The sequence below is a fragment of the Marinobacter sp. bablab_jr008 genome, assembly GCF_016464145.1.
GTDB lineage: Bacteria > Pseudomonadota > Gammaproteobacteria > Pseudomonadales > Oleiphilaceae > Marinobacter > Marinobacter nauticus.
On the sequence record NZ_JACDWW010000073.1, the window covers coordinates 1 to 25,211 of the forward strand.

Sequence of the window (25,211 nt, forward strand, 5' to 3'; positions counted from 1 at the left end):
AGTCTACTCCAGCGACTGAGCCAGCGTACTCGTTGCCGAAAGTGTTCAATAAACAGGGCAGTTCCGAGAAAAGGGAGAGCTAACCCGAACGAATACGCCGCCAGATACAGCATGCCAGCCTCAGCATTGGCATGGGTGGAGCTGAGCGCCAATATGGCCCCGAGTATGGGGCCTATACAGGGTGTCCAGCCGATGGCAAACGCGATGCCCAGGAGGAAGGCGGCAGTGGGGCGCCCGCCTTCAAGAGACTGCCCAATGCGCCAGTCCCGCTGTAACGCCGGCATGCTCCACCAACCCAACATAAACAGGCCCATTAACACGATGAGCACGCCAGCCACCAGGTTGGCCTCTTCACGATAAGCCATCAGCCATTGCCCAAGAACACTGGCGCTTGCTCCCAGGGCAACGAATACGAGACTGAACCCCATCACGAAACAAAGACTCAGCCAGAACGCCTTCAACCGATTTGAAGCCTCAGTCAGAGCGCCTCCGGTAACAACCGACAGGTAGCCGGGAACCAAGGGTAAAGTACAGGGTGAGAAAAACGACACGAGACCTCCGGCAAACGCGGCGGCAATTCGCCAGGTTGCAAGATCAGGCATTCAGCCCCCTAAGTTTTGTTAGTTCGTTAAACCGCCCAGAAATCAAATTTGATGCCTTCCTTGGACGTGCCGTTGTCGATGATGGCCCGTGCGCGCCATAGCATTTTGCCGGTACCGCATTCCGGCAGGGTAATGGTTCCCTGGTAAACACCCTGGGTATGCGGTAACAGCTGGGTGCGGACCACGCCCATGTACATTTCAAGCCCTTCGAAATCCACGATCAGGGAGTCGGCTGTCACGTTGCCGAGATACACACGGATGGGAATCTCTGTCATCGATTCGATGGCTTCATTACCTAAGCCGACTGTGATGGTTTGATCGCCCTTTCGCCCGATACACTGACCTTTGAAAGGTGCGCATCCCTCGGTGGCGTAAAAGGTAACACCGGCATCCAGATCAGGCTTCAGGTACTGTGGCAGCACGAAGATTGCTGTGACCACAATGCTGAAACCGATGAGGCCGAATAACCATGACCACTTCTTAAAAAGCTGTTTCAATGCCATTTTCCAGTTACCAAAGACTTGAGGGAGGGTTGTTCGTTATTCCTGACTTTCGTTAGGTTGATAGCGGCGCTGGTCCTCGGTCCAGAGTGTTTTCAGGTAGTTGATCACCGACTGAATTTCCTGGTCGGTGAGGGTGTCCTCAAATGCTGGCATGGTCAGGCGGTCTGTTTTGTTGAAGGGATGCCGCCATCCCTCGGCAATCATCCTGAACAGCATGGCATCACTGTGGCGCCAGGTGTGGCCTGTCTCATCGTGAGGCGGTGGCGGCATTTCGCCTTTCTCATCCGGTTTGTTCCAGTCGGCCGCACCTTCACCCTGCCATCCGTGGCAAGCGGCGCAGTATTGCTCATAAATCTGGCGGCCCTCGGTTACTCCGGCCGGCACGCTGCCACTGTCTGTTGGCGCGCCCCCCGCCATCACAAGGGCCGGGGCAACGAGCAAGACCAGCGGGAAAGACCACTTATTCATAAACAGGAACCCATTCGCCAGAGGCGTTCTGCGAAAGCAACTCTCCGTTTTCAGTGCCGACCACGAGTCTTTCCGTGGGCGAGAACGTCAGAGCGGTCACCGCTTGGGGTATCTCAAGGCCAGCCCAGGTTTCGCCACCGTCAGAACTGCGGTGAAGTTCCCCCTCGATCACGGCGTAGACGTTTTCCGGGGCCCAAGGACCGTAATCAATGGCGGAAACAGTTCCTCGCAATTCGCCGGCATCGCCCCAGAAGCAGAAACAGTCCATGGATCGGGCCACACCGCGGGTGGTGCCGGCGAACAGCCAGCCACTTTCCATGCTGCCTGGCATATCGGAGTGCAGGAAGGCCTGCACCGGCTCCCGAGGGCCATTGTCTACCTTCACCCATTCGGCACCGTCGTCCCTGGATCGGAACATGCCGCCGTCACCGAGATAGGCGTAGAGCGTATCCGGTTGGGTGGCGTGGGCGGCAATCGCCGTGACACCCAGGTCCGGCAGGGTGTCATTGAGGGATTGCCAACGCTTGCTGGCCTCGTCATAGCGCCAGATGCCAAGGCCAGGCCCTGCCAGGTACAGGCTTTCGTCTCCGCCCTTTGCCATGGACCGGGGCTGGGCGCCGGAATCGGACGGTGGCAGGGGGATCTCGGTAGTGTTCTGGCTATCCAGGGCAAACAGACCGCTCTGCCGAAGCACCAGCAAAGCGCCAGATGAGTCCGTCGTCAGCGCTCTCACTGCTTGGCCCTCATTCACAGACTGGGCTTGAACCAGGGTCGGCATGACAGCCACGAACGCGAACAGAAAAAGTCTGGAGACTGCTGAATTCAGGCGGGAAACCATTGCTCTCATAGGGCTGACCTCAGTAATCCTTGTGCTCACGGAAAACCTGTTGCTGGCCATTGGCGTTAAAGGCAATGACCTGGTAATCGTCCTTCCGGCCGGTTTCCATGCCAGGGGTGCCATGGGGCATTCCGGGTACAGACAAGCCGGCCGTGTTGAATTGCGGATCCTCAAGGTAGGCCAGGATGTCATTGGCCGGCACATGCCCCTCAATCACCAGATCATCAACCAGTGCGGTGTGGCAGGACGCCATATCGCGTGGCACGCCATGCTGCTGTTTAATTTCATTAAGGTTGTCGGTTTCAACGATTCGGGTGTCAAAGCCATTGGTCGCGAGGTGCTCGGCCCAGTCCTGGCAGCAACCGCAATTGGGGCTCTTGTAGATGGTGATGGTTTGGCCTGCCTCTTCACTCTCGGTTAGAGAAGCCGACGGCTGGGCGGATTCGTCGGCCTGGAGGGCCAATGTGGTGGCGCCAGCGCCGATAACGATAGCGGCTATACCCGTATACAGGGCGAGTTTCTTGGTCTTCATGGGAAATCCTCGTTTGTAATCGCTTATGGGCAGTGCAGGGCTCGGGGGTGCACATGCATCCCCGGCCCAGAGCTTCAGTTCATGAGGGTGCCCAAATGGTTATTTGGCGCCGGTGTCTTTGTCTTTCATGCCACCAGGCATGCCATCGTCGCTATGAGCCTGCATCATCTTCATGCAAGCCTCGGTCATGGCTTTACGGTCTTCCGGGGACATATCTGACATCATGTTCATCATCCCCATCATGCCGCCCATACCCTCCATACCGTGCGAGGACATCATGCGGCTGTGTTCGGAATGACCAGCCATCATGCCGGCGCCTTCGCCATGGGCAAGGGCAGAGAAAAGGGCGACGCTGCCGGCCAGAACGGCGGCGGTTACGGTGAGCTTGAGATTTGAATTACGCATTTGATTCACTCCAGTTAAAGCCTCGTTACGGATGAACGGAAGTACGAGACTTTGTTGCAAGAATTAACTTCAAAGAGCTTGCCGCGATGGGCAAAAACCCGGGTTAAAACTCAGGAGTGATGTTCTGGAGGGGGTGTAATAGAGGCCAGGAACGGATTCTGGTAAAGGGCCGCTCGGCCGATCAACACCGTTTGGGAACCGGTGTCGGTAAAACCGATAGAATGCCCCGGTAGTAGGGCAAAGCTTACGTTGACGCCGCATTTGACCGGCCCAGTGGCGCTTGGACAGGCCATTTCCGGGGCGGAAACACAATCCGGTTCTGTGTCTGAGGAGTAAGCGGTGTCTTCAGTCTGGTCCATCATCATGGTGCCGCAATCCGCCATCGCTGGCTCCGCCTGGCCGCCTGCTACTTTTGACAAAGCAAACGCCGGCGCGCTGATCACAAGAAGCAGTGATAGCAATAGGGAGATGATTGGGCGGTTCTTTGCGGACATCCTGATCTTTAGCACCAAGCTTTGAGGACATGAGCTCTGACATGCAATTACTCTGTCAGTTCCGAAGATCTTAGCACTTTTCTATTCCCAAAACACACTCGCCCGGTCGGAAAGGGAGTGGACTTTCCGATGACTAGCTGAACGTCTTATTTTGGCGCGGAGGAGGACTGGCAACAGTGGCGTTTGGCTAATCGGGCGAATACGACGGAGTGTCATCTCGCAGACATTCAAAGGCTCGACGAAGGATTACGCGTGGTTGAAGGGATGGGGGACAGAATGGGGTCAGCTCACGAAACGGAAAAAATCGTACGCTAAGACCTCTGCAGTGTTCGTAACGATCGGTACTTTCCTTGTTCGACCTGTTTGTCCTGCTGCCAGATATAGTCGCCGGTCAGGTTGATGTGCTCCCAGCCCAAGGGAGAAAGATGCCGCAGAAGCGTCTCGTCGATATCCCGGCCGTCTTCGCGCAGTGCTTGAACCGCCCGCTCCATATAAACCGTATTCCAAAGGATAATAGCGCTGACGACGAGATTGAGTCCGCTTGCACGGTAGCGTTGATTCTCGTAACTGCGATCGCGGAGTTCACCGAGCCGGTTCAGGAAGACGGCACGAGCCAGCGCGTTCTTAGCCTCGCCCTTATTCAAACCAACCTGCACGCGGCGACGCAGTTCGACGTTTGCAAAAATTGCCACGACTATTGAAATCGTTTTTTGGCCATCCGGATTTGGCTTATATCTCCGGGTAATGTTCGCTTACTTTATTTCGAATTAGTAAGTGCAAGGCTGTCCTTGCCCACCCTTAAGGCCACACCTTGAATTGCTGCCCGTTTCCAGATCCACCCCACCATAGTCAGCACCTGGAAGCGCGACCTATTGGAGAGCGCGTCCGACCTCCTCGAAGGCAAGAGTATAGTCGGTAAGCAATTCGATGAACTCAGCACGGACGAACTGTACCGTGAGATTCGCCGACTGACGGTGGAACGCAATTTTTGTTGCTTAAGCTCCTGGGTGGCTCGTTCCACTTTGGCTGAGCTCCATGTATTTCACAGAGCCCTTCGGAAAATCCTTGCGAACCAAAAGCACTTCATCAACCTGTCACGTCAGTGACACGACAGTGTCATCTCTCAGCTTTACCGTTCAATTGTAACTCGCAATACGGCGAGCTTATTTATTGCAAAAGGTGATCCTGTGGCGCCAACTCAATCAACCAATGTGATGCTTCGAGTCGAGAGTATGGGCGTAACCTACCCGGGAAACGTCCTCGCGCTCAAACCCACCAACGTTCACTTTCACAAGGGCGAATTCACCGTGCTACTGGGACTTTCAGGCGCGGGTAAATCCACTCTGCTTCGTTCACTGAATCACCTGGTTAAGCCCACAACCGGGAAGGTTGTGTCTGGCGAGTTTGGTGAACTGACCAACCGTAGAATCCTGCGACAGCACCGCAGCCGCACCGCCATGGTGTTCCAGCATCACCAGCTGATCGAACGATACACCGCGTTACAGAATGTGCTGACAGGCAGACTTGCGTATCACGGTACTTGGCGAAGCCTGCTTCCCCTGCCCCGGCAGGACCTGGAGTTGGCTCTGCAATGCCTCGACCGCGTAGGTCTGGCTGACAAAGCGCTTTCCCGAGTAGATCAGTTGTCCGGCGGCCAGCAGCAGCGGGTTGGAATCGCCAGAGCATTGGTGCAGCAACCATCCATGATTCTTGCCGATGAGCCCGTTGCCAGCCTGGATCCGGCCACTTCTGAAAAGGTACTCGGCCTACTGCGCGATATTTGTCAGGAAGATGGAATCACCGCGGTTATTTCCTTGCACCAATTGGAATACGCCCAGCGTTTTGCAGACCGGATCATCGGCCTTTCGAACGCTCATATCGTTTTTGACGATGCTCCTGAAAACCTGAAATCGAAACACCTGGACGAGATTTACCACCGTTCACCCAGCGTGGTAGCTGCGGAAGGCAAACCAGCCATCCATAAACCTAAGACCACCCCGATAACGACAGACGTACTGGAGAGATAGCACAATGAAGACAATGATTCACTCTTTGCTGGCTCTGATAATGATGCTCGGCATCCATTGGTCAGCCCATGCCGCAGATACAGACCCTGATCTTTTGAAAGTTGCCTTGCTGCCGGATGAGAACGCGTCAGAACTGATCAAGCGAAACCAACCTTTGAAGGATTACCTGGAAACCACTCTTGGTAAGGAAGTAGAACTGATTGTTACCACCGATTACTCCTCCATGATCGAAGCCATGCGTTTTGGCCGAATTGACCTGGCTTACTTTGGTCCGTTGTCCTATGTGATGGCCAAGAGTAAGAGTGACATTGAACCCTTTGCCGCCATGGTGGTAGACGGGAAGCCGACTTATCGCTCCATCATTATTGCCAATGCGGACTCTGGCGTTGGCTCCTTCGCGGATATCAAAGGCAAGAAAATGGCCTACGGTGACCGCGCATCCACTTCCAGCCACCTGATCCCCAAGACCGTACTCCTTGAGAAGGCAGAGCTCGAAGCCGGAAAGGACTATGAGGCTCATTTCGTCGGTAGCCATGACGCTGTTGCGGTTAACGTCGCCAATGGCAATGCCGACGCCGGAGGGTTGTCCGAAGTTATCTTCGAGCATGTGATGGACCGCGGTTTGATTGATCGGAGCAAGGTCAAAGTGCTGGGCTACAGCGGTGACTTTCCTCAATACCCCTGGGCCATGCGTTCGAACCTGGCCCCTGAGCTGAAGAGCAACATTCAGAAAGCCTTTCTGCAGATCGATGACCCGGAGATTCTCGACAACCTGAAGGCTGAGGGATTCGCGGCAATTACCGACGAAGATTACGATGTCATCCGCGCTATGGGTGTCCTGCTCAATCTTGATTTCGCAAAAATGTGAGGAGTGCCCCATGAACTATACAACGACGGAACCGGCGACTCTGTCGCCGGCCCCGTCGGCCTCCGTGCTGGATGAGCACGCGAAAGGCTGGCGGAAAAAACTCGGACAGTCGCTGTTAGTGCTGCTCATCATTTTTGTCGCAAGTTGGTACGTAGGGCTGCTCAATTTCAATACACTTGCCAATGGCGTGCCAGCCATAGGCACACTCATTGGCGAATCTCTTCCACCTGACTTCACCAATGTGGCCAGCTGGGTGTCGCCGTTAATCGACACGCTTGCGATGAGCATTGCCGGTACTGCCATTGCAGTAACCTTGTCTGTGCCACTGGCATTCCTGGCTGCGCGCAACACCTCTCCACATCCGGTGGTGTTCCAAGTAACTCGAACCCTTTTAAACGGTTTGCGTTCAGTCCCGGAACTGATCATGGGCATCATCTTCGTGGCTGCTGTTGGTTTTGGGGCGTTGCCTGGCGTACTGGCGCTCGGTCTTCACTCCATTGGCATGGTTGGAAAGTTTTTTGCCGAAGCGATTGAGCATGTAGATGAGGCGCCAGTGGAAGCGGCCGATGCTGCCGGCGCTACTCGCTTGCAGGTGCTCTATCACGCCGTGCTGCCACAAGTACTTCCTCAATTCGCGGACGTGTCCATTTATCGCTGGGAATACAATTTCCGTGCCTCGACCGTAATGGGCATGGTGGGTGCCGGTGGTATTGGCTTCGAATTGATGGGCTCGCTGAGAATCATGCAGTATCAGGAAGTCAGCGCCATTCTCATTGTCATCTTGTTGATGGTCACCGTCGTGGACAGTCTCAGTGGCCGCCTTCGTAAGAAATTCAAATAAGGAACGTCGATGAAACCCAAGGTTGTGATAACCCATAAGATCCATGACAGTGTTCTGGATGAACTTGCCCAAGATTGCGAGCTGGTCACCAACCAATCCGGCGCCACGTTGCCCCAGGAGGAAGTGGCTGCGCGCGTTGCAGACGCTGATGCGATGATGGCGTTCATGCCAGACCGAGTTGGAGTGGAGTTCCTACAGGGGTGTCCGCGCTTGAAGGTGATTGGTGCAGCCCTGAAAGGCTATGACAACTTTGATGTGGATGCCTGCACGCGTCATGGGGTTTGGCTGACATTTGTACCGGATTTGCTAACCGTGCCTACTGCAGAGCTAACGGTCGGGCTGACGATCAGTCTCACCCGACAAGTCAAGGCGGCGGACCACTTCGTTCGATCCGGTGAATTTACTGGCTGGACACCACGCTTCTATGGGCAGGGGATCGAAGGCTCACGGATTGGTATTGTGGGTATGGGGGCCATCGGCCAAGCGGTGGCGCAGCGCCTGAACGGATGGGGAGCGGATTTAATCTATTCCCAGCCGGAACGTTTACCCGTGCAGCATGAGCAGGCACTGGGTTTGTCCCATACTCCCCTCAAGATGCTGCTGGCCCAGTCAGATATTGTGATCCTGGCACTGGCGCTCAATGAGCAAACTCTCCACACCATTAATCGCGAAACGCTAACAGGAATGAAACCGGGCGCATTCCTTATCAATCCCTGCCGTGGATCTGTGGTGGATGAGGGTAGTGTTCTGCAAGCGCTTCAATCCGGTCAGTTGGGGGGGTACGCCGCTGATGTGTTTGAGATGGAAGATTGGGCGAGAGAAGATCGTCCGAGGGAGATCGCCCAGGGGCTCAGGGCCCACCCCAACACGCTGTTTACTGCTCACATCGGATCGGCAGTCAGCCAGGTGCGTCTGGCTATCGAGCAACGCGCTGCTCGGAACATTCTGCAAGTGCTTCGGGGTGAGCGGCCGGGTGATGCGATCAATGATCCCAGTGGCCGCGAGAGCGGCCCATGCTGAATCTTGTCTGGCTGAAGAGTTTCGTGGCGGTGCTGGACCACAACGGGTTTCAGGCCGCAGCCCGCCAGTTGGACATCGCACAACCCACACTGTCCCAGCACCTTCAAAAACTCGAAAACCAACTTGGCGTTTTATTGGTCCACAGGGGGCGCTCTGGCTGTGAGCCAACCCGGGCTGCCTTAACCTTGTTGCCTTTTGCCCGAAGTCTGCTCCGGCTGGAGGAGCAGGCGAGATCTTCCATTATGGAGGCTCGACTTCGCGTTGGGGCGAGCTCCAATATTGGGATTTATATGCTCCAGCCCTACATCCGTCGTTACAAGGAGCTGGGCGTAGGGCCCGAGGTGGATGTGGTAATAGATTCCAATCCGACTATTGCACGGCATTTATCGGACGGTGAGCTGGACGTGGCGATTATGGAGTGGTGGCATGATCTACCCGGATTCCATGCTCAGGCGTGGCGTAACGAGCCCGTTGTTCTAATCGTTCCGCCTGGTCACCCGTTAGTCCGTCGAACCGATATCGACCGCGATACGCTGTCTAACATGGCTCTGATCGGCGGCGAACCCGGCACCGGCACTGGCCGGCTTTTGGCGACCTACTTCGGTGAGCATGGGCCATTTCCGACGGTATCTATGCAGCTGGGTAGCACCGAAGCCGTCAAGCAAGCGGTTAAGGTCGGACTTGGCGCATCGTTGGTGCTTGAAAGTTCTGTACGGGAGGAGGTCCAAAATGGAAGTCTGGTGGCTATTCCCGTGAGTGAGCCTGGCCTTAGCAAGGAGCTGATGGTGATTTATCCGAGCAGCCTGGACAAACACAGGCCAGTATACTCGTTTGTTGGGCATCTCTGTGAATAGCTATTGGGTCCACCTCACGCATATCTAGCTGGGAATGCAGATACTGAGCCTCACGCTCACTTCGACAACGCAGTATTCCGTCATCTGCATATCGGCAGAATGGGATATCCGGATGACGAACGGTCAGCCAACGATCCAATGCATAATGCAGAAACAGGTTTGCCAGAACTGGCGATAACGGGCCACCTTGTGGTGTGCCAACGTTCCGTCGTTCCTGCTTACCATCTTTCGTCTGCATCGGTGCCGTTAGCCAGCGCCTCACATACAGCAGCACCCAGGATTCAGAGCAATGGTGGTCAAGGGCCTTGAGCAATAGCTCATGATCAATATGATCAAACAAGCCACGGATGTCATACTCCAGCACCCAGTCCCTTTCCCAGCACCGCTTTCGCGTGATCGCAAGCGCATCATGCGGGGATTTCCCGCGCCGATACCCGTACGAGTCCACATGAAAGACAGGTTCCAGGATAGGTTCCAGCGTCATAGTAACCACAGTTTGCGCTATACGATCGCTAACCGTGGGTACCCCGAGCAATCTTTCTCCTCCACTTTTCTTCGGAATTGGAACTGCTTTGACGGACGGTGGGAAATAGCTGCCGGACGACATCCGATTCCAAATTAGATAGAGGTTCTTACTTAAGTCTCGATCAAAGTCCTGAATCGTCTGGCCATCTACACCGGCCGCACCTCGATTTGATTTAACGCGCTGATACGCCTTCCATACCTGGCGCTTGGAATTTTTTTCTCTAATTGCGGAAATACCGAAATTAGATAAAACACAGCACGCCCCTCAGTTAGTAATATGGCTGCCCGATATCCCGGAATGATTATGAAGCGGAGATTGGTGTTGGCTTCATTTATGTTTTTTGATGCGCCTTAATAGAATGATGGTACCAATTCAGCCGAAGGCGAAACTGGAAATGAATACAACGGCAAAGCAGGCCGTCAGCCTGCTTTGCGTCTGCGTGAAGATAGGAATTAGTGCCCCTGCCCTCCAGCAGCGCCATGCACGCCCTCTATATAGTGAATGTAATTGACGTAGTCAGCGACAAAGGCACGCCCCTTATCGCCGCTTTGATCAGCCATGGCCCTTGTACGCTGAGCCTCATGATAACGCTCACGAATACCGTTCTCGATCTTGCGGGTTATATTTGCCACGAGGCGATCAATTTGCCCGTTTTCCAACGCCGCATCCGCCGCCATTAAACCCGGATCAATCTGTCCGGAAGGCTTGATGCCGGTAAAGGGTGCGCCTTCGGAGGCACGATGAACCTCAACGAGCGTCGAGAACAGATGCTGATCGGCAATGTTTTTCGCAGTTTCGCTTTGCCCGCGGACTTGGCGCACATCGGCGAATACCCTTTTGATTTCGGCCTCATCCTTTGCCGGCACCCATTTGAGCAAGGGCTTAACATTGCCTGACTCCAGTGCCGCACGGGCTTCGGTAATCACGGGACCGTCCAGAGCATCACAATGAGCTTGGGCGCTACCGGCAAACATCAGGCTGAAGATTGCTGCGGCCACTGCGGGAACAGTGGTTTTGCGTAATTTGGTTTTCATACATGACCTCCTCATAGTGCGTTGAGCTTCACGAGCACCGGGTTTGGTGGCGCTTGGCAATCAGAGTACGGAAGGGAGGTCAAAGAAGCGTTCTCAGGTACGAAACCGAACCGATTCCATCGGTTTGGAAATAAAATATATAATTCAAAAGGATAGAGGTTTCAGTATCGGGTGAGAGCGTACTCGAACGCCGGGTAGCCAGGTTCAGGATCGTGGCTAGGGTCGGATATCGCCCTGCAGGGCTCGTCGGCGATATTCACTGGGGGTAAATCCTGTCTCTTTCTTGAAAGCAGTGTTGAATACGGACTTCGAGTTGAAGCCAGAGTCATACATAGTTTGCAGAATATTTGCCTGATTGGCTGCATCGGCCAGGCGCGATTTCGCCTCGTCGATGCGATAGCGACTGACGAACTCAAAGAAATTGCAGCCAAAGCCTTGGTTAATGGCCCGTGAAACCTCTCTTGAAGGGGCGCCCAATTTCCGTGAAAGTTGTTCCAGGGTCAGGTTGGGGTGCAAGTGGGGCTTTTCCTGGTGCATTAACTGTTGGAGCCTGACCTTTAAAGTTTGATCAAACTGCGGCGTGGGCTCTTCTTCCAGCAAGGCGGCCTGGTCTGCTGCCAATCCAGAGAAAACAACGGGTTGGCGAAGAGAGTTTATCATCAGAAAATTGATGAAAATGAAGCCCGTTACAGCGCCAGCGCCGGCCACCCACTCGGTTCCAGGCACGCTTCTAAACACATGCGCTGTAAGGCAGTACATCATGCTCACGGTCCAAGCCACTGCATAGCCGATCAGAAGCGTCCGTAACCACGCAAGTTGTTTGTTTTCAATACTCGAGAAAATCTGTCGAATACCAAGGCCGAAACGGTTAATCGCACGAATAGTCGCGTACAGGTAGCCCAGAAAGACCGCGTGAATAGCGACTGCAAGAAGGGGAGAGGTAAGTACGCCCGGGTGGTCCCGTTCAAGCAGAATCTGAACTTTGGTCTCGCTTGGCTGTAAATAATATTCAATCAGAAAAATTGCGCCGACCACCCAGAAGAGCAACGTGTGCACGAGATGCTTCCCGCGTAACTGGAAATTCTGATACATCAGCGATTGCGCATATAGATAGAGCGAGCCGGCTTGTAGAAGTCCGATGAGTGTTCCGAGGTAGGCGAAGTTTGGGTACTGGAGCGCAAGCCCGCTGCCATAGAGGAAGATCTCTCCCAGCCCGGCGGCGAAGAACACCAGAGTGGCAACCAGGAGTCGGTTAGATATGAGCCCACTGTTGGATGGAAGTAGGAGAAAAACGGCAAGAGCCAGCGATTGAATGATGCTCGTCAGCAGCACAATGTCGGTGAGTGTCAGATACATGCCAGATTCAGCTCCGCTTCAAAACCATCCTGCCGTCCTGTTGCCGGCGATCTGAGATGCAGGGTCATGCCGGCACCTTTAGCAATCGCATCGGCAATCGCGAGGCCCAGGCCAGAACCTGCAGCGTCCGTTTTGGCGCGTGCAAACCGGTTTCTTAAAAGAGCGAGCTGTTCCGGTGGCACTCTTGCACCGCCATTGCAGACCCTTAAAACCCCATTATCGTTCAGGTTGATCTTCACCGGCTCGCTACGGGAACCATGCTTAAGGGCATTCTCGATCAGGTTACGCACCAGGATGGCGAAGGCGTCGGGATCAAGAAAGGAGTTCGCTTCGCGCTCCGGCAGCGATAAAACAATTCGCCCGGGTGCATGGTCCTCAAAATCCCGGGCTATCATCGCGAGGATGGGCGCAAGGTCCTGCTGGCTTTGTGAGAGTGCACCGCCGCCTTCTGCTTTTGCCAATTCGAGCAGTTTTCCGGACAGCACAGACAGACTGCGTAACGCTTCTTCAATTTCCGCAACATCGTTCTTCAGATGATCATCGGGCACTCTGGTTTTCAGCCGCTGCACTTTGGCGAGTGCTGTTGCGAGAGGTGTCCGCAGTTCATGGGCACTGTTGGCGGTAAAGCTCCGTTCCGATTCAAGTGCACGGTGTAATCGCTCAAGCAGTCGGTTGACGGCAATAGCGATTGGTTCGAATTCACGGGGTAAGTGCTTTTCTACAACAGGGGACAGATCTCCCGCGCCGCGGGATTCAATGTCTTGCTGAAAATCGACCACCTTGCGAAGGGAAAGCCGGACAATCCACCAGACACCCACCAGGCTGACCGGAATCAAAACCATTAAAGGCATCAGTAAGGCCAAACCCGCCTCCAGGGCGGATTCACGCCGGTGCGCCAAGGGTTCGGCCACTTCAAGATAGATGGTATTACTGACTGCAGATACGCCATATAGCCGGTGGGTCAGAGTGTCTGAAAACCCTTCCGCGGGGATTGTACTAAACACGCCAGGGTCTGCATCGTGGGACTGGAGCAGAATATTTCCGTGTTCATCCCGTACCAGATAAGTCAGATATTCGTCATGGTCTTTCAGGGCTGGGGCCTTTTGATTGCCCGCTCCGTTCTCCCGGTTCAGGATGTCGGTGACCGCCAGTGGCAGTATTCGCTGGGCGGTTTCTTCCAGGGCACTGTCGAAGACCTCGTTCATTTCGTGCTGCGCCACCAGTCCCGAAGCGGTCACGCCCAGCAGCCAGAGGAGGGTGACGCCGAGCGTCAGGCCGATACCGAGTGTTTTTTGCAGACTGGTTCTAATGGCCATGTGTTTCCAGGCGATAGCCCATTCCCCTGACGGTTACGATGGCGTCCCGCCCCAGCTTTTTACGCAGACGGCTGACATAAACTTCGATGGTGTTACTTTCGATTTCGGCCCCGAAAGCGTATAGACGATCCTCCAGTTGCGATCGCGATAACAGCATTCCGGGTCGCTGGATAAAGCCCTCAAACAATGCCCACTCCCGTGCCGTAAGTTCTACCGGCAGGCCGTTGCGACTGATGCGGTGATCGCCAAGATCAATCATCAGCTCGCCCACTTGTATGATCGGGCTTGGATTGCCGCGATATCGGCGAGCCACCGCGGCCACGCGGGCCGACAACTCCGAAAGATCAAAGGGTTTGACCAGGTAGTCGTCAGCACCGGCATTCAATCCTTCAATCCGGTCAGACACCTGATCCCTGGCGGTCAGAATGATCACCGGTGTTGTTATTCCGGTAGCCCGGATCGTTCGCAAAAAGCCGAAGCCATGGCCGTCGGGCAGCATCAGGTCCAGCAGAATCAGGTCGTAGGCTGTGGTCCTGATACTCGCCTCAGCAAAGCGCAGAGTTTGCACCCAGTCCACGGCGTGGCCGTCGTCCGCAATCTGATCCCGGACCGCCTCGCCCAATCCCGCCGTATCCTCCACCAAAAGAACCCGCATTGTTCACCTCTGACCCAGCCCTGAAATCAAGATACTACAGCTCGAACCTGACAACAGCCTGAATGGTCAATAACGCTTCGATCTCTCTTCACCGACCTTCAGCTGGCTGTCAGGTTTGGGCGCTAGCCTTCGGGGGAATATTCCAGGTACCGATCGCAGGAGATGTGATGATGCGGATGATTTTTCCTTTCGTTGTGTTGGTTTTGGGCCTATGGGCCTGGAACCTCTTTGCAGGTCCTGGGGCCGGTTCTCCCTGGGCAGTCTATGACCAGAGCCTGCTGCTCAGTGGGCTGTTATCCATTGCTCTGATGTCACTAGCCATGATGTTGGCACTGCGCCCAGCCTGGTTGGAGAGACCGCTGGGCGGGTTGGATCAGATCTATCGCACCCACAAATGGGCGGGCATTCTGGCAGTGGTATTCGCCGCCGCCCATTGGCTGATTGAAATGGGTGACGATGTAATAGAGTCGGTGTTCGGAAAAGCCGGCAAGCTGCACGATCAGGATTATTCCGGGTTCATCGACACCATGCGCGATGCGGCGGAAGAGGTAGGGGAGTTCGCCATCTATCTGCTGTTCGCCATGCTGCTGATCACCTTGTTGCGCAAGTTCCCCTACAAATACTGGCGCTATTTGCATCGCGGCATGCCGGTGCTTTATCTGTTGCTCGCTTTCCACGCGGCGTGGCTTACTCCGCTGCAATGGTGGCAGCAGCCAATCGGTGTGCTGATGGCCATTTTGCTCTTTGGCGGCAGCATCGCCAGCGGGCTATCCCTGACCGGCAGAGTTGGTCGTCGTCGCCAGGTTCGCGGCATGGTCACCGCGATCAAAACACCAGACCGGGACGTCACCGAAGTTACCTGCCACATGGGGCCGGCATGGCCCGGTCACCGTGCGGGGCAATTCGCCTTTGTGACCTTCGACCGACTAGAGGGCGCGCACCCGTTCACGATTGCCAGTGCCGATAGGGAAAATGGCACGGTTACGTTCATCATTAAATCGCTCGGCGACTTCACCCGCAATCTGAGCCAAAAAATCAGCGTGGGGCAAACCGTAAATATAGAAGGCCCTTACGGCTGTTTTAACTTCGATCGCCGCAACCGCAAATCCCACCAGATCTGGATAGCCGGTGGCATCGGGATCACGCCGTTTCTGGCCTGGCTCGAAGCTCTAAGCAGCGCCACCGACGCCACCGTGCCTGAAGCCGATCTGCATTACTGCACGCGCAACGCCGGCCAGGATCCCATGGTGGATCGACTTCGGGCGCTTTGCGATGGCTTTCCCGGGATACACCTCGAGATTCATGACAGCAGCAAGGGGCAGAGGTTGTCTGCCGAGACGTTGTCTACCAACGGACGCTCGGCAGCAGGCGCAGAGGTCTGGTTCTGCGGCCCGGCAGGGCTGGGGGAAGCCATTAGAAACGGCTTGCGGGCAGCACCCTTCCGCCTGACTCGCTTCCATAAAGAAGCTTTTCAGTTCCGCTGAAATGGCCTCGTTTGTTCAGGTCGTTGTCAGGTTAGCGCCTTAGAGTGGATTTAACACAACCAGCAGGAGAGACACCATGAAGACCAAACCCATTATTCTGAGCCTGTCTTTGTTACTTCTGAGCGGTACCGCAGTGGCCGATGACGACTGCGATGATCCGGTGGCGAGTTGGCAGCCCCGTGAAAATCTGCGTGAAAAGCTGGAAGCCGAAGGCTGGACAGTTCACCGAATAAAGGTTGACGACGGTTGTTATGAAGTCCGGGGCCTCGATGCCGATGGGGTCAGGGCAGAAGCCTCTTTCGCGCCCGCTTCATTGACCATGATGAAATGGGAGCGTGAAGACAGTGACGATGAGGAGAGGGACCGCGGCAACAGGAAAAATGGACAGGACAATCCCAAAAGTCAGGCGCCACGCAACGGCATCGTCAAGGGGCGTCCCACGGTTACCGTTGAGTAACTCAGCGAATTTGCCCTGTTCCTTTAACGTTCATCAGGTTTTTGGAGACCATTTATGAAAACGTTTGTTCTCACTTGCAGCCTTTTCGCCGCCTTGGCTTTACCGGTATTCGCCCAGGCCCGTGACGTGACCTTCACTACGGAACTACAGAATTACGGCGGCGATGGAGCCTATCTGGCGCTGTATCTTACCGATGCCGCCGGAGAGTATCAGGGTACCCTTTGGGTTTCCGGGAAGAAATCTAAATACTACAAACACCTGGGAGGCTGGGCCCGGGGCAGTGGGCTTGATCCTGCAGAGTATGACGGCTTGACTGGCGCCAGTGTTACCAGTGGCCGCACGCTGAAAGTGACTCTGAACCTCGATGATTCGCTGATCGACAACGGCTATGAGGTTCGAGTCGACTCTGCTGTTGAAGATATGCGCGATATCAGAGCCGATGTGATAGCCCCCCTGACCACCGAAGGGTCCGGAAAGCCGGTTTCAGGACGTGGTTACGTGCGCGCTCTGACCTACGAGCTTCAATAATTCACCAGGAGCATCGGCTATTATGTTGCGCAAGTTCCACAGTTTACCGGGTTTGCTTGCAGGCGTGTTCCTGATCGTTCTCTCGGTCACGGGAGCTGTGTTGGCTTTGGCTCCGACGCTGGATAGAGTGTCAGCGGTCATTCCGGCTTCCGGTGAAGTCAGTATTGCCGAGCTGGCAGACCGGGTCGTTGCTCACTATCCCGGGACTGAGCAGATCGTGCGAGAGCCTTCTGGCAAGGTCATTGTCTATTACAGCCGTGACGGCCAGGCCGGTGCGGATCTGGTGAATCCGGTAACAGGTGAGGGCACGCCCTACGAACCTTCCGCATTCTTTGGCTGGATCAAGGATCTGCATCGTGCGTTTATGCTGGATGATGCCGGTAGAGCGCTGGCCGGCGTATTGGCTGTTTTGACGGTGCTTCTGTGTCTTTCGGGAATATTTTTGATAGCCCGGCGTACCGGGGGTTGGAAGAATATATTAAGACCGCTTTCCGGCTCTGGCGGGAAACGAATCCATGCCGAATTGGCCCGGTTTGCCGTGCTCGGCCTACTGTTATCCGCGCTGACCGGCAGCTATATGTCCGCACAGCGCTTTGGTTTGCTGGCTGAAGCGCCTGACACCGGGCCAAGGTTTCCGGCTGAGGTCTCGGGCGGGCAACCATCGCCTGTGGGCACCTTAAAAGCGCTAGGCAATTTCGATCTTGGCGAACTCCGGGAACTGGTGTTTCCCTATCCCGGTGATCCGCAGGACGTCTATTCGCTGTCAACCGCCGGCGGCTCCGGATTCGTGGACCAGGCTACGGGCGAGTTGCTGCAGTTCCAGCCGCGCTCTGACAGCGGCGTATTGCAGGACTGGATTGTACGTTTGCACACCGGTGAAGGCCTATGGTGGCTTGGCCTGATTCTTGGCGCTGCGGCACTGACTGTGCCAGCTCTCTCGATAACAGGTGCAACCATCTGGTGGCAGCGTCGCCGGTCTTCAGGGCAGCTTCCTGACAACGCCGATGCCGCTCAGGCGGATACAATTATTCTGGTCGGCTCCGAAGGTAATGCCACCTGGGGATTTGCCCAGGAACTCCATAGCAGCCTGAATAAGGCCGGTTTCCGCGTGCATTGCAGCGAGATGAATGCCCTGGCTAAGCAGTATCCGCAGGCTTCCAGGCTGTTCGTGCTGACTTCGACATACGGTGATGGTGATGCACCCGCATCGGCCCGGCAGTTTATGGCCAGGCTCAAAGAATTCCGGGCTGAGAAGAACCTGCGATACACGGTACTGGGTTTTGGTGACCGGCAGTTTCCGAACTTCTGTCAGTTTGCCTTGTCGGTGGATGCTGCGCTCGCCGGTAAAGGCGTCAGCCGTTTGCACGCCATTGAACTGATTGATCGGTGTTCTGCCTCGCAATTCAGTGAGTGGGGAAACCGGGTTGGTGAGGTTATCGGTACTCCGCTTTTCTTGAACTACTGTGCATTGCAGCCAGCAACGGTCAAACTGGAACTGGTAGAAAGGGCGGATTACGGGATTGCGGTTCAGGCGCCCACCAGTATCTTCCGGTTCAAACCGGCGGAGCAGGGCGGATGGCTAACGGCTTCTCCAAGAAGATTTAAAGCGCTGCCACCGTTCGAGGCGGGAGACCTTTTGGGGGTTATTCCCCCACACGGTCAACCCCCGCGGTTCTACTCGCTCGCGTCCTCGGCAAATGACGAAATTGTTGAGATATGCGTCCGTAAGCAGGCCGGCGGTCTTTGCTCCGGTTATTTGCATGACCTCAAGCCGGGTGATTGTATCGATGGCTTCATCCGCCCCAATCCAGGCTTTCGGCCAGCTACCGGTAACCGACCAGTGATTCTTGTCGGTGCAGGTGCCGGGATTGGTCCGTTAACCGGTTTCATCAGAAACAATACCAGTTGCAACCCTATGTATCTGTACTGGGGCGGTCGCGATGCCAGGTCAGATTTTCTCTACCAACCTGAGCTTGGGCGCTATCTTGAGGATCATCGACTGAGCGGGCTGAACACAGCCTTCTCAAGAACAGACGAGCGCGCCTACGTGCAGGATAAGCTCAAACAGGATGAATTAGCCGTGCGACAGATGGTTAACACCGGTGCGCAGATACTGGTCTGTGGTGGCCGGGATATGGCGGCGGCTGTGCGGCAGGTTATAGAAGACATTATCAAACCCTTGCACATCGATATTGAAACTCTGAGAGGCCAGGGACGTTATCTTGAAGATGTATATTGACAGATAAAGTGACAAGGTCGAACTGAGCCTATAATCCCAAAGCACCAAATCGCGTCCTGAACAGGAAGCTGAAAGATGCCATCCACAGAAAATGAAAGACTGCTCAGCGAGCACCAGCCTAATGCCGTTCGTGCACGGCTTGCTGGTCCCGTTAAGGCCTCGACGCTACCAGATGCTGTGCTTGGCGGCATCGATGGCTGCGTTACAACGTTTGCGGTTGTATCGGGTGCGTTCGGCGCAGGTTTCTCGCCACAGGTTGCGTTGGTACTCGGCTTTGCAAACCTGATTGCAGACGGCTTCAGCATGGCGGTAAGTAATTACGAAGCGGGCCAGGCGCAGTTGAATCAGATCAAATTTGCTGAACGCACAGAACGTGAACATATCCGTGCTGTGCCAGAAGGTGAACGTGAGGAAATTCGCCAGCTGTTTCAGGCGAAGGGATTCGACGGCGAATTGCTGGAGCAAGTAGTGGAGGCTATCAGTCGTAATCCCGATGTGTGGGTAGCAACCATGTTGCGAGAAGAGTACGGACTCTCGGGTGCCGGACTCAGCCCACGCCGAGCCGCGTTGACTACCTTCGCCGCATTTTTGTCGGTTGGTGCTTTACCTTTACTGCCTTATGCCATCCCGGGTATGGAGAGTCAGATTCAGTTCCTGACGAGTCTTGGTTTGGCAGGCGTCGTCTTCTTGGGTATCGGAATGCTTAAAAGTATCGTCTATGGCTTACCAGCAATGCGATCAGGACTCCGGACTTTGATCATGGGTACGGCCGCAGCGGGGCTGGCGTTTGCTACTGGGCATTTTGCGCAGGGGTTATTGGGGGGTTAGTTCTTCAGCGGTGAATAGACAATTTAACATAATATTCCCCTAAGAGCTGATATTCATTCGCGTACCCGCTATTGGAATTAACGGCGGATTTCTCGCTCTGTTCGCCCAATGAGTGTAGTTGCAGAATTGAATTTTTAAAGCACAACTCATGCTGAAATGAAAATTATTTAGCAAGGGCCAGTCGTCGACTAATTACTGCGCAACTTTATGAATTGTGGAAAAAATGGTGTCGATATCATTGATGCCAAAGGCTTAGCGTACAATTTTTTCCGTTTCGTGAACTGACCCCAGAATGTTCGCTTTGCGACCAGCACCTAAACAAAAGCGAACATTCGCCGCACTCCCAATTCCAGGCTTTACGCCCCTTAAACGGGTAAGCAACGCCCCATCAAGAACTTGGCAAACGATCAAAAGGGCTGACGGTTCCAGCACGTCGATCGCCAATGACATGCGTGTAGATTTCTGTCGTTCGAATGTCGCTATGCCCAAGAATTTCCTGAACCGTCCTGATATCGCTCCCCGATCTCAATAACTCTGTCGCAAAGGCATGCCGAAAGGTATGAGCCGTCACACGCTTGGTGATTTCCGTGGCCAGAACGGCCTGCCTCAATCGCCGCGAGTACGATGAATGATGAAGATGGTGGCGGCACACATAACCAGCGATGGGATGAACGCATCTTGTTACGGATGGGAACAGGTACTGCCAACCAAAGTCCTTCATGGCCGGTCCATACTTCTTGTGAAGTGAGGCCGGCACTGACGTAAGCCCGAATCCATCGGCCAGATCGGACTCATGTACAGCCCTGACATGGGCGAATTGTCGCTCCATGTTTTCTCTTAGATTGCCTGGAATCAGTGTGTATCGATCTTTTCGTCCCTTACCGTTGAATACGAGCAAACTGCGGCTTTTTAGGTCGATGTCTTTCACGCGAAGCGAAAGAGCTTCGTTGATTCTCAAACCGCATCCATAAAGAAGCGCAGTGATGAGCCAATACTCTGCATCCATGTTTTGAAGAATAGAAGCAACTTCATCGGGACTCAGAACGGTTGGCATGCGTCGAGGCGTTTTCGTCATCTTGTACTGTAGGTTTTCAATCTCCCGCTTCAGCACATGCTTGTAGACAAAAATAATCGCGCATAGCGCCTGATTTTGAGTGCCCGGACTGACTCCCCGATTGACGGCGAGGTGATTCAGGAAACGCTCAATTTCGTGATTACCCATGACTTTTGGGTGCTTCTTGTCATTGAAAATGATGAACTGACGAACCCAGTAAAGATAGGACTTCTCGGTTCGGTAGCTGTACTGCTTTGTCCTAATTTCTGTGCGGACCGATTGTAGAAACGGTGATTTCGACACGCTCGCCCTCCGTGGCTGAATGCTGTATGTACGTACAGTTATAATAAAAAACACCCAAAAACGCCAAAATTCTTGCGGCTTAATTTGCACGGCCCTGCTCGCTTTTCACAATGCATCTCTGTAGGTATCTGTTTCAGCATGGGAAAAATTCGACCCACTGGATTTAACGTGCAAAAACGTGCATAAATATCCCGCGTGCACACTTTTCACAGAACCAAAAGCTCAAAAGCCCCCTGAGATGGAGGGGTAATGATCTGAAAAATCGAGGTTATTCAGGTTGTGAAGCAGTATTGGACTGGGTGATGGTGTTGCGGTTTAATAAGAAAGCAAACTAATAAGCTGTTAGAGCTAATGATGAATCAGCAACTTGTGGGTTTTGCCAATAACACCAAGTGGAATGAGCTACAGAAAATAATGTCTGGCTATGGCCAAAGGGCTCCCTACTGGAAAACTCAGGCCACTAATGGTTTTGTCTATCCTCCGGATGGCTGGGACGGCGATTGGACCTATCACTTCCGCCTAGGTGAGCACAAATTTATAGAGTGGTGCAAAATGCAGCCAAGAACTGAAGATGAAGGGCTAACCTTAGCCGAGGTTGTAGAGATTTGCCGTCACATTGGGTTTGAAATTGAAGTTTACGAGACCTCTGTGCGAGTGATTGGGTATCGGAGGCTCTAACAATCGCAGGCACGGCGACGTCTTTTCCATTGCGGCTTCGCCTCCATTCCAAAGCCGCGCATGCTGCGGGCGTTAAAGGCCTGGCTCCAGTGTTCTTGGGTTTGGTGTTTGGCTGCTATTTCAGCGGTTGCCGGCAGGCAGAACACAGCCCTCAGTCTGGCAATTGTTTTGGCCGGTAATTCGGTGCTCAGGTCGCGGGACAATCCGGCGCATTCATTGGTCAGCTTCCGTCCATTTGGTGTTCTGATTCCTGGCGCCATGGGTCAGCCTGGTGCAAGGTGTCGGGAGTGGGCATTCGACTTTGGGTGCCCAAATAAGTAATCGGGTGAACGGCCCTTAACCAGGCGCATCAATACGCGGCCTGCGGCCGCCGGACGCCCTTGTCAGGGCGCCGTTGTGCGCGGCGTTAAATGGCAAGCACGATCGGAAGATATTATGAAATTTCGAGACGGTGATAGAGTAAAGGTCGAACCACATTTCTCGTGGCCAGAAGGTGCGACTGGCACTGTTTCTATGCAGCCCAAATTCGTAAGGAAAACTATTGGTAGCGAAGCGTCAATAGAAAGTACTCAGCGAACCATTAAAGGCAAGGACAGAATTATTACAAGTGTGTGGGTGAACTTCGATGAGCCAGCCAATGATTGCAGTGATGATGGCCCATATATCGGTGGTGAAGTTCAAATTGAACATTTGAATAAACTGTGAGTTCAGCATTTAACAAGCGCAGGTTGTCGGACTGTTTTTCCGCTGCGCTCCAAACCAGCCGCAACTGCGGGCGTTAGCCGTCCAGGAGAAACCGATGCGGACATTATTCGTGATTTTTGCGCTCCTATTCTGCTCCCTGGCGAGCGCAAGCGACTCGTGCTTGAACGCGCACAAAGCATGGCGCTCTGACTTTCACGTGTTTATGTCTTTAATGGACTGCGCCTCTGCCGAACTAGCGGCTGCTCAGGATCGCGCATCGTATCTTAGTCAATTGTCGGACGCCTTGGCAGGTGAGGTCGAATGGGTAGGCACCGTTCGAGCTGTTCGAGATGAGCGACTTTATTTCAATGAAAGCTTTGCGTTGATTGAACCAGGCATGAAGGCTGCCCGGGTTATGTACTATTCCACGCCAGCGGATGCCGAAGAATGGCAGGACGTTTCAATAGGGCAGCAAGTAAAATACACCGGTAAAATCGCGGCCACCAAAGTGGATACGTTGGCTTCAAGTAGGCCGCTGCTATACATAGAGCTTGTGGAGGTGCGACCGTCAAATGGCTGAACACTGGCTAACAATCGCGTGAACACGGACAGCCAAAAGTGGCGCCGCTTCGCTCTGCCACTTCCGGCCGCCGGTTACGCGAAGCGTTAACGGCCAGGCATTTGTGGGTTTTTGGCTGGTCCGGTGCAAAGGCCTTGGCATCAAGATTGGCTGCAAAGCCCGCCCACTCTGGTGATCGCCAAGGCCGGAAAATTCGCTGTCTGGTTTGGTTGCCACAGTGGTCAGCGGTGTTGGTATTCATGGTGTGCCCCAGTTGTGGGGCCGTCCGTCTCAAACGGTAATCGGGCGGGTAGCCTTTGCTTTCTGGTTCCTTTCGCCATCCGTCGAGTTGGTGCAAGCTGTCCGGGAGAGGGCATGCGGCCTGGGTGTCAGGCTCAACCACGGCGGTGAACGGCCATTAACCAGGCGGTCAACCGGACGCCAAAAGCGTACCGCTTTTGGTTCCCTCCGCTGCGCTCCGGCGCCGGTTACCTCAGCGTTATGCCTAGGAGAGAAAATGGAATTGAGCAGTAGATTTTTCTTTGGGAGTGCCAAGGATGCAAGTTTGCCCGCTTTCAAGTGGTGGAATAGCAAACGGTTAGAGTACAACCTGAGGTTCTTGGGTTGTCTGGTTGCTGGCCAGGTCCTGTTGTTAATGACCTCGTACAGCCTTGGCCTCGCGACTGCGGATAACATTCTCAATAAAATCGCTGGTGCCCTAATAGCTGACTTGGTGGTTCTCGCAGTCGTTAACTTGGTTTACTTTCTATGGCCAGCTGTCGAGCTACTTTTGTTCCGGAAGAATCCGCAAAAATACAGGTCGGTATGCTTTGCAGCGTTAAACGGCCTGAGTTTGACTCTTTTCGTAGCCATATTCGTTCTGATGTTTGCCCTCAAGGCATAACAATTAGTTCCAGTTCGTTTCGGGCCTTGTGGCCCTCCACCGGACAGCCTTGTCGCCGCTTCGCTCTGCCAAGGCTGCCGCTGAACAACAGCGTTAGGAGGTTGGTCGTGCTTTACAGCTTTGAGTTCGCAAAGAGGCTCATCGAGGCAGCCGAATCGACGTTCCACAACGGTTTCGAAATGGACGAGGCTGGTCGAACGGTTTTGTACTTGAGCTGTTTGTCATGTGAAATCAGTTTAAAAGCACTTCTCGAACGCACCGGGTATACATCGAAGGAGTTAAAGAAGCTATCCCATGATCTCTCTGCATTACTCACGGAGGTTAGCTCTTGCACTTTGATCTCTTCTGGGAAGGCATCTACCCTGCGATCAAAAATGGCAATGCCAGACACGGGAAATGGCACAATCGGAACATTGCTTGAATCAGAGTTGTCGGGAGGTTCCGTTTACCCAAATGAAATACGGTATGGGGATACAGTTCGGCACTATCCCCCAGAGGCAATGCTGAACTGTGCAAAAGTTGTGAACGATTGGTGCATTCAACACGATGGAAGGCTTGTCCGCATGGGAGCGTCCCAGTAATTTGGGGTACTGGGCTGCCATTACTCCTCAATAAGAGGCAAAGGAGCAGAAATGGGATTTCGAATAATTTTAGTCGTATTTTTTTCGTTAATATTAGTTGGTTGTGGCGTAAACAAATCAATGGTGTCCCAAGAAGCCGATGGGCCGAAAGATTTATTCGTGAACTTGCAGGCAGATCCTCTCCTTATCAGTATTGAATTAAGGATGATTCTGGAGTCGAAAGGATATCGGGTAGCTTTAAGCACAGAAGAGACTGGGAGAGCTGTTGTAGAGAATACTAACAGTGGGAGTATTGTTCATAAAAATGTGAGTCAGTCTAATTACCGATATGAACTCATTCTCGCGTACCAGCCAATACAAGAAAGAATCCAATTAATTGCAGCTTCTATTCGCGATAGAAAAGAAAATAAAGTACTGGGGACTTATCGATGGAGTTGGGACAGATTACTACCAGCGCCAACAATAGAGGGCGCTATTGAAAAAATTGATCAGAACCTTTTGTCAAAAGTTTTTGTGCAGTGAAGTTTACTCCTAACAAAAACAGTCACGGCGACGGCTACTACATTGCGGCTT

27 protein-coding genes and 1 pseudogene are annotated in these 25,211 nt (G+C 53.9%); 14 read left to right on the forward strand and 14 right to left on the reverse strand.

Going from position 1 to position 25,211, the window contains the following annotated elements; genetic code table 11:
* The 8 genes and pseudogenes from JIF53_RS14135 to JIF53_RS14170 all read right to left on the reverse strand — a co-directional run.
* The coding region (locus JIF53_RS14135) for a cytochrome c biogenesis CcdA family protein (RefSeq protein ID WP_199453012.1) at positions 1-602 on the reverse strand (602 nt) is incomplete at its 3' end.
* A gap of 26 nt (positions 603-628) precedes the next feature.
* The gene (locus JIF53_RS14140) at positions 629-1,105 is read right to left on the reverse strand and encodes a hypothetical protein (RefSeq protein ID WP_011784773.1); all 477 of its coding nucleotides are present in this window, start codon (positions 1,103-1,105) and stop codon (positions 629-631) included.
* A gap of 36 nt (positions 1,106-1,141) precedes the next feature.
* Positions 1,142-1,573, reverse strand: coding sequence for a c-type cytochrome (locus tag JIF53_RS14145; RefSeq protein WP_011784774.1), 432 nt, complete (start codon positions 1,571-1,573; stop codon positions 1,142-1,144).
* A complete protein-coding gene (locus JIF53_RS14150; RefSeq protein WP_199453014.1) occupies positions 1,566-2,420 on the reverse strand; it encodes a WD40/YVTN/BNR-like repeat-containing protein in 855 nt (284 codons plus the stop codon). Before JIF53_RS14150 ends, JIF53_RS14145 begins: the two co-directional genes overlap by 8 nt.
* Before the next feature lie 10 nt (positions 2,421-2,430).
* Entirely contained in the window at positions 2,431-2,943 is a 513-nt protein-coding gene (locus tag JIF53_RS14155) for a DUF411 domain-containing protein (protein ID WP_199453016.1), read from the reverse strand.
* Positions 2,944-3,042: 99 nt separating this feature from the next.
* Positions 3,043-3,348, reverse strand: coding sequence for a hypothetical protein (locus JIF53_RS14160; protein ID WP_011784777.1), 306 nt, complete (start codon positions 3,346-3,348; stop codon positions 3,043-3,045).
* Between the two features lie 110 nt (positions 3,349-3,458).
* On the reverse strand, positions 3,459-3,767 hold the full coding sequence (locus JIF53_RS14165; protein WP_223268882.1) for a hypothetical protein: 309 nt from the start codon (positions 3,765-3,767) through the stop codon (positions 3,459-3,461).
* Between the two features lie 386 nt (positions 3,768-4,153).
* A pseudogene (locus JIF53_RS14170) lies at positions 4,154-4,519 on the reverse strand (Tn3 family transposase); the annotation flags it as partial.
* A 510-nt stretch (positions 4,520-5,029) separates the two neighbouring features.
* Between JIF53_RS14170 and phnC the strand changes: the two are divergent.
* Genes phnC through JIF53_RS14195 form a run of 5 tightly spaced genes read left to right on the forward strand, consistent with a single transcriptional unit; the run spans position 5,030 to position 9,452 of the window.
* On the forward strand, positions 5,030-5,869 hold the full coding sequence (gene phnC / locus JIF53_RS14175) for a phosphonate ABC transporter ATP-binding protein (protein ID WP_011783499.1): 840 nt from the start codon (positions 5,030-5,032) through the stop codon (positions 5,867-5,869).
* A 4-nt stretch (positions 5,870-5,873) separates the two neighbouring features.
* Positions 5,874-6,737 (forward strand): phosphate/phosphite/phosphonate ABC transporter substrate-binding protein, encoded by an 864-nt coding sequence (gene phnD, locus JIF53_RS14180; protein WP_011783500.1) that lies wholly within the window; start codon positions 5,874-5,876, stop codon positions 6,735-6,737.
* A gap of 10 nt (positions 6,738-6,747) precedes the next feature.
* Positions 6,748-7,578 carry a phosphonate ABC transporter, permease protein PhnE gene (gene phnE, locus JIF53_RS14185; protein ID WP_011783501.1) on the forward strand — a complete coding sequence of 277 codons (831 nt, stop codon included), beginning with the start codon at positions 6,748-6,750 and terminating at the stop codon, positions 7,576-7,578.
* 9 nt (positions 7,579-7,587) lie between these two features.
* The gene (locus tag JIF53_RS14190; protein ID WP_011783502.1) at positions 7,588-8,598 is read left to right on the forward strand and encodes a phosphonate dehydrogenase; all 1,011 of its coding nucleotides are present in this window, start codon (positions 7,588-7,590) and stop codon (positions 8,596-8,598) included.
* Complete coding sequence (locus JIF53_RS14195; RefSeq protein WP_199453018.1) at positions 8,592-9,452, forward strand: LysR family transcriptional regulator; 861 nt, start codon at positions 8,592-8,594, stop codon at positions 9,450-9,452. Before JIF53_RS14190 ends, JIF53_RS14195 begins: the two co-directional genes overlap by 7 nt.
* Here the strand turns inward: JIF53_RS14195 and ltrA are convergent.
* From ltrA to JIF53_RS14220, 5 genes are all read right to left on the reverse strand, one after another.
* Complete coding sequence (gene ltrA, locus JIF53_RS14200) at positions 9,367-10,212, reverse strand: group II intron reverse transcriptase/maturase (protein WP_081265577.1); 846 nt, start codon at positions 10,210-10,212, stop codon at positions 9,367-9,369. The genes JIF53_RS14195 and ltrA overlap by 86 nt on opposite strands.
* A gap of 218 nt (positions 10,213-10,430) precedes the next feature.
* Positions 10,431-11,012: a DUF6448 family protein gene (locus tag JIF53_RS14205; protein ID WP_011786660.1), complete on the reverse strand. Its 582-nt coding sequence runs from the start codon at positions 11,010-11,012 to the stop codon at positions 10,431-10,433.
* 216 nt (positions 11,013-11,228) lie between these two features.
* Positions 11,229-12,368: a helix-turn-helix domain-containing protein gene (locus JIF53_RS14210; RefSeq protein ID WP_011784783.1), complete on the reverse strand. Its 1,140-nt coding sequence runs from the start codon at positions 12,366-12,368 to the stop codon at positions 11,229-11,231.
* Positions 12,359-13,684: an ATP-binding protein gene (locus JIF53_RS14215; protein WP_199453020.1), complete on the reverse strand. Its 1,326-nt coding sequence runs from the start codon at positions 13,682-13,684 to the stop codon at positions 12,359-12,361. The genes JIF53_RS14210 and JIF53_RS14215 overlap by 10 nt, the downstream gene beginning before the upstream one ends.
* Positions 13,674-14,339: a response regulator transcription factor gene (locus JIF53_RS14220; protein ID WP_011784785.1), complete on the reverse strand. Its 666-nt coding sequence runs from the start codon at positions 14,337-14,339 to the stop codon at positions 13,674-13,676. The genes JIF53_RS14215 and JIF53_RS14220 overlap by 11 nt, the downstream gene beginning before the upstream one ends.
* 167 nt (positions 14,340-14,506) lie before the next feature.
* On the opposite strand from JIF53_RS14220, the gene JIF53_RS14225 reads away from it, so the two are divergent.
* The 5 genes from JIF53_RS14225 to JIF53_RS14245 all read left to right on the forward strand — a co-directional run bounded on the left by JIF53_RS14225 (position 14,507) and on the right by JIF53_RS14245 (position 19,875).
* The gene (locus tag JIF53_RS14225; RefSeq protein ID WP_011784786.1) at positions 14,507-15,823 is read left to right on the forward strand and encodes a ferric reductase-like transmembrane domain-containing protein; all 1,317 of its coding nucleotides are present in this window, start codon (positions 14,507-14,509) and stop codon (positions 15,821-15,823) included.
* Between the two features lie 76 nt (positions 15,824-15,899).
* Positions 15,900-16,280, forward strand: a complete 381-nt coding sequence (locus JIF53_RS14230) for a PepSY domain-containing protein (protein WP_011784787.1) — start codon at positions 15,900-15,902, stop codon at positions 16,278-16,280.
* Between the two features lie 54 nt (positions 16,281-16,334).
* Entirely contained in the window at positions 16,335-16,808 is a 474-nt protein-coding gene (locus JIF53_RS14235; RefSeq protein WP_011784788.1) for a DUF2271 domain-containing protein, read from the forward strand.
* A 22-nt stretch (positions 16,809-16,830) separates the two neighbouring features.
* A complete protein-coding gene (locus tag JIF53_RS14240) occupies positions 16,831-19,047 on the forward strand; it encodes a PepSY domain-containing protein (protein ID WP_199453022.1) in 2,217 nt (738 codons plus the stop codon).
* 75 nt (positions 19,048-19,122) lie between these two features.
* Complete coding sequence (locus JIF53_RS14245; RefSeq protein WP_011784790.1) at positions 19,123-19,875, forward strand: VIT1/CCC1 transporter family protein; 753 nt, start codon at positions 19,123-19,125, stop codon at positions 19,873-19,875.
* Positions 19,876-20,263: 388 nt separating this feature from the next.
* Here the strand turns inward: JIF53_RS14245 and JIF53_RS14250 are convergent, their stop codons facing one another.
* Positions 20,264-21,232, reverse strand: a complete 969-nt coding sequence (locus JIF53_RS14250) for an integron integrase (RefSeq protein WP_199453024.1) — start codon at positions 21,230-21,232, stop codon at positions 20,264-20,266.
* A gap of 354 nt (positions 21,233-21,586) precedes the next feature.
* Here JIF53_RS14250 and JIF53_RS19795 point away from each other — a divergent pair, with 354 nt between their 5' ends.
* The 4 genes from JIF53_RS19795 (at position 21,587) to JIF53_RS14265 (ending at position 25,160) form a co-directional block, all read left to right on the forward strand.
* Positions 21,587-21,910 carry a DUF6678 family protein gene (locus tag JIF53_RS19795; RefSeq protein WP_303293792.1) on the forward strand — a complete coding sequence of 108 codons (324 nt, stop codon included), beginning with the start codon at positions 21,587-21,589 and terminating at the stop codon, positions 21,908-21,910.
* A 435-nt stretch (positions 21,911-22,345) separates the two neighbouring features.
* The gene (locus tag JIF53_RS14255) at positions 22,346-22,615 is read left to right on the forward strand and encodes a hypothetical protein (RefSeq protein ID WP_199453026.1); all 270 of its coding nucleotides are present in this window, start codon (positions 22,346-22,348) and stop codon (positions 22,613-22,615) included.
* A gap of 94 nt (positions 22,616-22,709) precedes the next feature.
* Positions 22,710-23,174: a hypothetical protein gene (locus JIF53_RS14260; protein ID WP_034733587.1), complete on the forward strand. Its 465-nt coding sequence runs from the start codon at positions 22,710-22,712 to the stop codon at positions 23,172-23,174.
* 1,515 nt (positions 23,175-24,689) lie between these two features.
* Positions 24,690-25,160, forward strand: coding sequence for a hypothetical protein (locus JIF53_RS14265; protein ID WP_100690258.1), 471 nt, complete (start codon positions 24,690-24,692; stop codon positions 25,158-25,160).
* The last annotated feature ends 51 nt before the right edge of the window (positions 25,161-25,211 follow it).

Coding starts and splice junctions, on each gene's coding strand:
- JIF53_RS14140 (WP_011784773.1), bottom strand. CDS start 1,105: ATGGCATTGAAACAGCTTTTTAAGAAGTGGTCATGGTTATTCGGCCTC.
- JIF53_RS14145 (WP_011784774.1), bottom strand. CDS start 1,573: ATGAATAAGTGGTCTTTCCCGCTGGTCTTGCTCGTTGCCCCGGCCCTT.
- JIF53_RS14150 (WP_199453014.1), bottom strand. CDS start 2,420: ATGAGAGCAATGGTTTCCCGCCTGAATTCAGCAGTCTCCAGACTTTTT.
- JIF53_RS14155 (WP_199453016.1), bottom strand. CDS start 2,943: ATGAAGACCAAGAAACTCGCCCTGTATACGGGTATAGCCGCTATCGTT.
- JIF53_RS14160 (WP_011784777.1), bottom strand. CDS start 3,348: ATGCGTAATTCAAATCTCAAGCTCACCGTAACCGCCGCCGTTCTGGCC.
- phnD (WP_011783500.1), top strand. CDS start 5,874: ATGAAGACAATGATTCACTCTTTGCTGGCTCTGATAATGATGCTCGGC.
- phnE (WP_011783501.1), top strand. CDS start 6,748: ATGAACTATACAACGACGGAACCGGCGACTCTGTCGCCGGCCCCGTCG.
- JIF53_RS14190 (WP_011783502.1), top strand. CDS start 7,588: ATGAAACCCAAGGTTGTGATAACCCATAAGATCCATGACAGTGTTCTG.
- JIF53_RS14195 (WP_199453018.1), top strand. CDS start 8,592: ATGCTGAATCTTGTCTGGCTGAAGAGTTTCGTGGCGGTGCTGGACCAC.
- JIF53_RS14205 (WP_011786660.1), bottom strand. CDS start 11,012: ATGAAAACCAAATTACGCAAAACCACTGTTCCCGCAGTGGCCGCAGCA.
- JIF53_RS14210 (WP_011784783.1), bottom strand. CDS start 12,368: ATGTATCTGACACTCACCGACATTGTGCTGCTGACGAGCATCATTCAA.
- JIF53_RS14215 (WP_199453020.1), bottom strand. CDS start 13,684: ATGGCCATTAGAACCAGTCTGCAAAAAACACTCGGTATCGGCCTGACG.
- JIF53_RS14220 (WP_011784785.1), bottom strand. CDS start 14,339: ATGCGGGTTCTTTTGGTGGAGGATACGGCGGGATTGGGCGAGGCGGTC.
- JIF53_RS14225 (WP_011784786.1), top strand. CDS start 14,507: ATGATGCGGATGATTTTTCCTTTCGTTGTGTTGGTTTTGGGCCTATGG.
- JIF53_RS14230 (WP_011784787.1), top strand. CDS start 15,900: ATGAAGACCAAACCCATTATTCTGAGCCTGTCTTTGTTACTTCTGAGC.
- JIF53_RS14235 (WP_011784788.1), top strand. CDS start 16,335: ATGAAAACGTTTGTTCTCACTTGCAGCCTTTTCGCCGCCTTGGCTTTA.
- JIF53_RS14240 (WP_199453022.1), top strand. CDS start 16,831: ATGTTGCGCAAGTTCCACAGTTTACCGGGTTTGCTTGCAGGCGTGTTC.
- JIF53_RS14245 (WP_011784790.1), top strand. CDS start 19,123: ATGCCATCCACAGAAAATGAAAGACTGCTCAGCGAGCACCAGCCTAAT.
- JIF53_RS19795 (WP_303293792.1), top strand. CDS start 21,587: ATGAATCAGCAACTTGTGGGTTTTGCCAATAACACCAAGTGGAATGAG.
- JIF53_RS14255 (WP_199453026.1), top strand. CDS start 22,346: ATGAAATTTCGAGACGGTGATAGAGTAAAGGTCGAACCACATTTCTCG.
- JIF53_RS14260 (WP_034733587.1), top strand. CDS start 22,710: ATGCGGACATTATTCGTGATTTTTGCGCTCCTATTCTGCTCCCTGGCG.
- JIF53_RS14265 (WP_100690258.1), top strand. CDS start 24,690: ATGGGATTTCGAATAATTTTAGTCGTATTTTTTTCGTTAATATTAGTT.